The following is a 2,832-nucleotide window of genomic DNA, read 5'->3' on the forward strand; positions in this document are numbered from 1 at the left end:
GGACAGAACTGACACAGGTTTTCCAAAACCTCCTGGAAAATGCCTGCAAATATGGCCAATCCGGCAAAAAGATTATCATCGAGTTAAAGCGGGATGGTGGGTCTATCAAGGCCACGATACAGGATTTCGGTCCGGGCATTCCGGACGAGCATATACCGCGGCTTACTGAGCGGTTCTACCGTGTCAGCCTAGAGACGAGCCGAGCTCAAAAGGGAACTGGTCTTGGCCTTGCTATCGTCAAACACATCCTTACACGACATCGCGCACGGCTGATCGTCCGGTCTAAAGTCGGCGAAGGCTCGTCGTTCACCGTCGTGTTTTGACCTCTGAAAGGCCACAGTTCGTAACAAAAAAGGCGCCACTCGGCGCCTCGATGGGTTGTCTACACTGGAACTTACCGGATGCGGCGGCGATCCGAAGCCGGCTGATACGCCAAACGGGAATGATAGGTGCAGTAAGGCCCGGATTCGCCAACATCATTACCGCAGAAATTGAAATCCGGCTGTAGAGGATCCCCGACTGGCCATTTGCAGGTTCGCTCGCTCAACTGCACCAGTTCAAGTCGCCGAGAAATTGGTACGACGACATCGGTCACCGTTTTCGTGACAGTGTGCGTCACGAGATCAGTGCTGTATTCTGTCTGCAATGCGGTTGCGCCGACACTGCGGTTTACAACCCTGCTCGACATGTGTCCGAGGGAGCCGGCGCTTCGATGACTGCTGGACGCACCGGTGTTGACCTTCTTGCTGCGTGTCTGGGTCGATGTGGTCTTGCCACGTCCCGACAGCTTCAACCGATGTACCTTGCCAATGACAGCATTGCGGCTGACACCACCCAGTTGTGCTGCGATCTGGCTTGCACTCAGACCTTCGGCCCAAAGTTTCTTTAGCTGCTCTACGCGCTCATCTGTCCAGTTCATCGTTTCCTAGCTCCATATGGGGCTCAGTTTTGTGCGGACGTTAGACTGAATCCTTCCTCGTATCTGGATTGCTCCAGATTGGCCTGATACTATATCTATTCAGATGACGAGGACGCCGCACGAAATCTAGCTATTTCGTTTCTCAACGTACAATATGGGATGACTCTGTGACAAGAGTCGGGCKAGTGTCACAGTATGGGTTTTTGGGGTTTTCCCCAACTTGCGCGGTTAACTGTTGCAAAAAAACACTCGCTAAGCGGCTTGGGCTTGCTCGTTAGAGTTGCAGGGAGGAAATCTTGAATGCATCGAGAGCTCAGGTGGCACTGAAGACTTGTAAAGTGTTCATTTGACAACTGAGGTCCGAATGACGATATTACCATTGTGTGGCCGCCCCCTAAAATGGCATTGTGGGGCGGCTTTTTGATTTCATCACTGCCGGTTTTTCTTTGTAATCAGCAGGTTTGGCAAACTGGGTTTTGGAGGCCCTTGACGATATGACGGACGCAAACGCGCAACCGCTTTACGACACTTATGCTCGTGCGGATCTGCGCTTTGAGCGAGGTGAGGGCATGTGGCTAATTACCGAATCCGGTGATCGCTATCTCGACTTCGCTGCCGGTATCGCGGTCAATTCGCTTGGCCATGCGCATCCGCACCTCGTCGAGGCCTTGAAAAGTCAAGCCGAGAAGCTTTGGCATGTCTCCAACATCTATGAAATTCCAGGCCAAAAGCGCTTGGGCCAGCGGCTCGTCGATAATACCTTCGCCGACAAGGCCTTCTTCACCAATTCCGGTGCAGAGGCGCTAGAATGCGCGATCAAGACAGCGCGGCGCTATCACTACGTTAACGGTAATCCCGAGCGATTCCGCATCATCACGTTTGAAGGCGCCTTCCATGGCCGTACGCTGGCGACGATTGCCGCTGGTGGTCAGCTGAAATACCTTGAGGGTTTTGGACCAAAGGTCGAAGGCTTTGATCAGGTAGCTTTCGGTGACGAAAAGGCATTGAAGTCAGCCATTGGACCCGAAACCGCCGCCATATTGATCGAACCGATCCAGGGCGAGGGCGGTGTGCGTCCGGTGCCCGACGAGGAACTGCGCGCGCTGCGCAAGCTCTGCGACGAACACAGCTTGCTATTGATCCTTGACGAGGTTCAGACAGGCATGGGCCGCACGGGCAAGCTCTTCGCGCACGAATGGTCTGGCATCAAGCCGGACATCGTAGCCGTCGCCAAAGGCATTGGTGGCGGCTTTCCCCTCGGTGTATGTCTTGCGACCGCCGAAGCCGCCAAGGGCATGACTGCCGGCGTGCATGGCACGACCTACGGTGGCAATCCGTTAGCCATGGCTGTAGGCAATGCAGTCCTTGACGTCGTTCTTGAAGAAGGTTTCCTTGATCATGTGCAGCAGATTGCGCTGTTTATGAAACAGGGGCTGGCCTCAATTTCTGATCGCTATCCGGAAGCGATTTCCGAGGTGCGTGGCCGCGGCTTACTGATCGGTCTGAAGTGCGCTGTACCAAACACGACGATGGTTCAAGCATTGCGCGATGAACATTTGCTTACCGTCGGCGCGGGCGACAACGTCATCCGCCTTTTGCCACCACTGGTTGCAACCGAAGCGGATGCCCGTGAGGCTCTCACGCGGATCGAAGCTGCAGCCGAGCGTCTGTCRGTTACAGCCAGACTGAAAAGCGCGTAGAGACAAGTCTTATGATGATCAAACAGGACCTCCGTCATTTTACGGACATCTCGGCGCTTTCGCCCAGTGATCTGCGGCACATTCTTAACGATGCGCGCGACCGCAAAACGCGTCTCAAAGCCGGCAATATCGAAAAACCCTTTGCCGGCAAGGTGCTGGCAATGATATTCGACAAGCCTTCAACGCGCACGCGCGTGTCCTTCGATGTAGGCA

The 2,832-nt window shown here is 54.6% G+C and carries 3 protein-coding genes and 1 pseudogene; 3 read left to right on the plus strand and 1 reads right to left on the minus strand.

What is annotated here, in order from left to right; all coding sequences use genetic code 11:
* On the plus strand, positions 1-323 hold a 323-nt coding region (locus ACXJ5O_RS23510; RefSeq protein WP_457302015.1), incomplete at its 5' end, for an ATP-binding protein.
* A gap of 71 nt (positions 324-394) precedes the next feature.
* Here the strand turns inward: ACXJ5O_RS23510 and ACXJ5O_RS23515 are convergent.
* The gene (locus ACXJ5O_RS23515; RefSeq protein WP_457302016.1) at positions 395-919 is read right to left on the minus strand and encodes a GcrA family cell cycle regulator; all 525 of its coding nucleotides are present in this window, start codon (positions 917-919) and stop codon (positions 395-397) included.
* A 494-nt stretch (positions 920-1,413) separates the two neighbouring features.
* Between ACXJ5O_RS23515 and ACXJ5O_RS23520 the strand changes: the two genes are divergently transcribed.
* Both ACXJ5O_RS23520 and ACXJ5O_RS23525 read left to right on the plus strand, forming a co-directional pair.
* Positions 1,414-2,619, plus strand: coding sequence for an acetylornithine transaminase (locus ACXJ5O_RS23520; protein WP_457302017.1), 1,206 nt, complete (start codon positions 1,414-1,416; stop codon positions 2,617-2,619).
* 11 nt (positions 2,620-2,630) lie between these two features.
* Positions 2,631-2,832, plus strand: a pseudogene (locus ACXJ5O_RS23525) (ornithine carbamoyltransferase); the annotation flags it as partial.

Source organism: Phyllobacterium sp. P5_D12 (assembly GCF_054049495.1).